Origin of the sequence: Henriciella sp. (assembly GCF_049649345.1) — a bacterium.
In the GTDB taxonomy this organism is placed as follows: domain Bacteria; phylum Pseudomonadota; class Alphaproteobacteria; order Caulobacterales; family Hyphomonadaceae; genus Henriciella.
This window is the reverse complement of record NZ_JBARZC010000253.1, coordinates 1-4242: the sequence shown is the minus strand read 5'-3', so window position 1 is coordinate 4242 and position 4242 is coordinate 1. Positions and strand designations below refer to the sequence as shown.

Genomic DNA, 4242 nt, shown 5'->3' with positions numbered 1-4242 from the left:
AAGGAAGAAAAGCAGCATGACGGAGGCGTCGAAATAGGCGTGCTCGCCGCCCCGGATCGTCTCATAGACGCTGACGCTGAGCGCCAGGATCACGGCGAGCGAGATCGGCACGTCCATATTGGCGTGGCCCTTCCTCAGGACACTCCAGGCCGACTTGAAAAAGACCCGGCCAGAAAAGAGCGCGGCCGGCAGCGCGATCGCACCAGAGATCGCATGCATGACACGGCGCGTCGTCTCGCCCATCTCCCCATGGCCTGACCAGACGGAGACGGACAGAAGCATCACATTTGCCGCGGCAAAGGCAGCAACGCCCATGGCGATGAGCAGGCTGCGTTCCTCGGCACTGGCGGCGGCATCGCCCGCGTCCGGATCAAATGGTGTTGCGCCATAGCCAAGGTCGGTGACGGCCCGCGCAATCTGGTTGGCATCAAGATGGCCTGTCCAGGTCACGGCCAGGCGGCCATTCGACAGGTTCAGCCGCGCCAGCTTTACGCCCGGCAGCGCGCTCACAGCCCCTTCGATCTTCGACAGGCATCCGGCGCATTTCGCCCCGCGCACGGACAGCGACAATGCATTTTCGGCGCCCTTGCGCACGACAAAGGCGCCGACATCGCTGGCCCGCGCCTCTTCTGCCGGGGAGAGGCCGCTCGGGCAGCCCTGGTCGATGGAGCCGGTGAGCGCCACTACAGAAGCACCTCCTTGCGCGCCGAGGCCGCCAGTGAGCCATCCTTCCTGCGCGCCTCGATCAGTATTTCCCAACGGCCGGTATCGAGACCGGGCAACTCAGATTCGTAGCGACCCCTGCTGCCGGCCGGCTGCAGCGCGACGATGAGATCATCCGCGTCGGTGACCAATCGGCGAAGCGTTGCGGTGACAGCCAGGGTCGAAACAGGTTCGCCTTCTGCAGCGCCCAGTTCGACAATCAGCGTTCCTGCTTCCACGCCGGCCCGCACCGTCCAGCCCGCTTCGGCCTGGGCCCGGCGCGCCTCAAGCGTGGAGTTATAGTCGAGGCCCTGGACATAGCTCTTCTCAACATCCTCGCCCGGAAAGCTGGTGATCGCCGAATAGAGGAACACCCCGTTCACCGCGAACATCACGCCGAAAAAGCCGAGCATGATGAGCAGGACATGCCAGCCTTTCAGCTTGGCGTCCGGTCCCTGGCGATAGGGTTGGGCTGCAGCCATGATCAGTCTCCCGGAGCCATGAAGCTCGTGCGGTTGGTGTGAACCTCGCCAGTGTCAGTATCTGTGAGGACGAGCGTAAAATACCGCCGTCCATCTGCAGCCGCACTAGGTACTGTTACGAGGAGACGGTAGCGGTCGACACCGTTCGCCTCGACAGGAAGTACAAGCTCGCCGCCTTCGCCGCGCTCAAGACCGACAACCTCAAGCTCCAGCTCGTCTATGCCGAGCGTATCGACGCTGAGATCGCGCGTTTCGCCGGATTTGTTGACGAGTTTCAGCGCATAACCATTACGCACGTCACCATTCGACAGCTGGATATATGGCGGCGAGCGGTCTTTGAGCACATTGATCTCGAAGGTGCCGCGATTGAGCAGGCCAAATGCCATAAGCCCGGCAATGCCGACCATCAGCACCGCATAGAGCACTGTGCGGGGACGGATAAGGCGGTATTTGGCTTTCTGCCCGGTCGCCCGGCAGGCCACCGCCGTATCGGTATCATACGCAATAAGGCCGGTTGGCCGGTCGATCTTTTTCATGATGTCGTCACAGGCATCGATGCACAGCGCGCAATGGATGCATTCGAGCTGCGGCCCATCGCGAATGTCGATACCGACCGGGCAGACCTGGACGCACTGTTTGCAGTCGATGCAGTCGCCCCGGCCCTCCCAGCTTTCGCCCTTGCGGTGGGGCCCGCGCGGTTCGCCGCGATCGTAGCGATAGGTGACGTTGAGCGCGTCTTCATCGGTCAGCGCTGCCTGAATCCGCGGCCACGGACAAAGATAGGTGCAGACCTGCTCGCGCATCGTGCCGGCGAGCGCATAGGTCGTGAAGGTCAGGATGCCCGCAAACCAGTAGGCCGAGAGCGGCGCCTCGCCGATAAAGAAAGTCTGCGCGATCATCTGCGCGTCATGGAAGTAGAGGATGAACGCCCCGCCGGTCAGGAAGGCGATAATCAGCCAGACAATATGCTTGCCGATCTTGCGCCACGCCTTGTCGAAGCTCCAAGGCTTCGTGTCGAGGCGCATACGGGCCGCCCGGTCACCCTCGAACGCCCGCTCGACCCAGATATAGAGATCGGTCCAGACCGTCTGCGGACAGGCATAGCCGCACCAGACCCGGCCAAAAAGTGAGGTCACAAGAAACAGGCCGACCGCTGCGAGGATCATCAGACCAGCCAGATAGTAGGCTTCCTGCGGCCAGATCTCGATGCTGAAAAAGAAGAAGCGTTCGCCGGCAAAGTCTGCCAGCACCGCCTGGTCTGGCGCGCCCGCTCCCCTGTCCCAGCGCAGCCACGGGATCAGGTAATAGATGCCCAGCGCGACAGCCATCGCCGCCCACTTCACAGTCCTGAACTTGCCATGCGCCAGCTTCGGATAGACCTGCCTGCGCTTGGAATAGAGGTCCTGCGTCGGTGGGGGCGGCGGCGGCGATTTCGATGAGATGAGGGTGACTTTGGTCATCGTATGACGACTTATTCTCCCCCGCCCAGCGAGTGAACATAGACAGCCAGCGACTTGATCGTCGCATCGTCGAGGCGTTCGCCCCAGGCTGGCATATGCGCATTGCGGGCATTGTAGACGGTCGCATAGACGTCTTCATACTCGCCGCCGAAGAGCCACTCCTGATCGGTCAGGTTGGGCGCGCCCATCTCCCGGTTGCCCGTGCCGTTCTCGGTATGGCAGAGCGCACATTGCACAGCAAAGATGTCTGCGCCGTTCTGCCGGGACTCAGCGTCGCCGACCTCGCGGCCCGACAGGCTCAGCACATGGCTGACGACATCATCGATCTCACCGCGCGAGAGCAGGCCGCTGCGGCCGAAGGACGGCATCATGGAAAAGCGTGTTTCGGGGTCTTCCTCATGGCGGATGCCGTGACGGAGCGTGTATTCGATACCGTCAAGCGTGCCGTCCCAGAGCCAGACATCGTCTGCCAGCGTCGGATAGCCCTTGGCGCCGCGCCCGCCCGCACCGTGACAGGTCGCACAATTGTCGCCAAAGGCGCTCTCGCCTGCGGCCATTGCAAACTGTTGGAGGCTGCGGTCTGTCTCGATCTCTTCGAGGCTTGCATTCACCAGCGCCGATCCGGCGGCCATGCGTTCGCCGCGCATCGCTTCGATCTGATCGGCAACGGCCGCACGGTCCGAATGGCCACCCACGCCGCGCGTATTGGTGCCAAGCCCCGGCAGGGCAGGAATGGCCGGCATGATGATCATGTAGACAATCGAGAACGCGATGGTCGCATACCAGATATAGAGCCACCAGCGCGGCAGCGGATTGTTCAACTCCTTGATGCCATCCCATTCATGGCCGGTTGTCTCGACGCCTGTCGGCTGGTCGATGTCTTTCACGTCGTCAGTCATCTCCGGGCTCCCGGTCTGAAAGAGGAAGGTTGGCGGCCTGGTCGAACTTTTCCTGATTGCGAGGCCAGACCGCGTACAGCAGCACGCCGGCGAAGATCGCGAAGAAATAGACAAGGCCACCTGTCTGAGCGAATTTGGAGAGGGCTTCGTACATGTCGGGTCTCCTCTAGCGCCGGTTCATGAGGTCGTCGGCTTCGTAGGTGGACAGGTCCACCAGCGTGCCGGTCATCTGGAGATAGGCAACGAGGGCATCCATCTCGGTGATGCGGTCGGGATCGCTGTCAAAGTCGCGGATCTGCACCGTGCCTTCGCGGCCGGAAGCCTCGGTGTAGCGGGCGACAAGCGCGTCCTGTTCATCAAAGTAGATGTCAGGGTCTGCCTGGGCCTCCACGTCGATCTCCGCATTCTCGATCATCTCGTCGGTATAGGGGACGCCGACCATGCGCAGCGCCTTCAGATCGTTGCCGATGTGCTCATAGTCGAGCTTTTTCTCTGCCAGGAAGGCATAGGGCGGCATGATCGATTCAGGCACGAGCGAGCGCGGGTCGATCAGGTGGTCGACATGCCATTCGTCTGAATATTTGCCGCCGACGCGGGCCAGGTCCGGCCCGGTCCGCTTGGAGCCCCACTGGAAGGGGTGGTCGTACATCGACTCTGCGGCCAGCGAGTAGTGGCCGTAGCGCTCCACCTCGTCGCGCA

The 4242-nt window shown here is 62.2% G+C and carries 6 protein-coding genes; all 6 read right to left on the bottom strand.

Annotation, left to right across the window (positions count from 1 at the left end; all coding sequences use genetic code 11):
- On the bottom strand, positions 1-684 hold a 684-nt coding region (locus WA989_RS06520), incomplete at its 3' end, for a cation transporter (protein WP_424339697.1).
- On the bottom strand, positions 684-1184 hold the full coding sequence (locus WA989_RS06515; RefSeq protein ID WP_424339696.1) for a FixH family protein: 501 nt from the start codon (positions 1182-1184) through the stop codon (positions 684-686). The genes WA989_RS06520 and WA989_RS06515, both read right to left, overlap by 1 nt.
- A gap of 2 nt (positions 1185-1186) precedes the next feature.
- A complete protein-coding gene (ccoG, locus tag WA989_RS06510; protein ID WP_424339695.1) occupies positions 1187-2644 on the bottom strand; it encodes a cytochrome c oxidase accessory protein CcoG in 1458 nt (485 codons plus the stop codon).
- A gap of 11 nt (positions 2645-2655) precedes the next feature.
- Positions 2656-3543, bottom strand: a complete 888-nt coding sequence (gene ccoP / locus WA989_RS06505; protein ID WP_424339694.1) for a cytochrome-c oxidase, cbb3-type subunit III — start codon at positions 3541-3543, stop codon at positions 2656-2658.
- The gene (locus tag WA989_RS06500) at positions 3536-3697 is read right to left on the bottom strand and encodes a cbb3-type cytochrome c oxidase subunit 3 (protein ID WP_424339693.1); all 162 of its coding nucleotides are present in this window, start codon (positions 3695-3697) and stop codon (positions 3536-3538) included. Before WA989_RS06500 ends, ccoP begins: the two co-directional genes overlap by 8 nt.
- Before the next feature lie 12 nt (positions 3698-3709).
- Positions 3710-4242, bottom strand: a 533-nt coding sequence (ccoO, locus tag WA989_RS06495; RefSeq protein WP_424339692.1) for a cytochrome-c oxidase, cbb3-type subunit II, incomplete at its 5' end; no start/stop codon positions are given.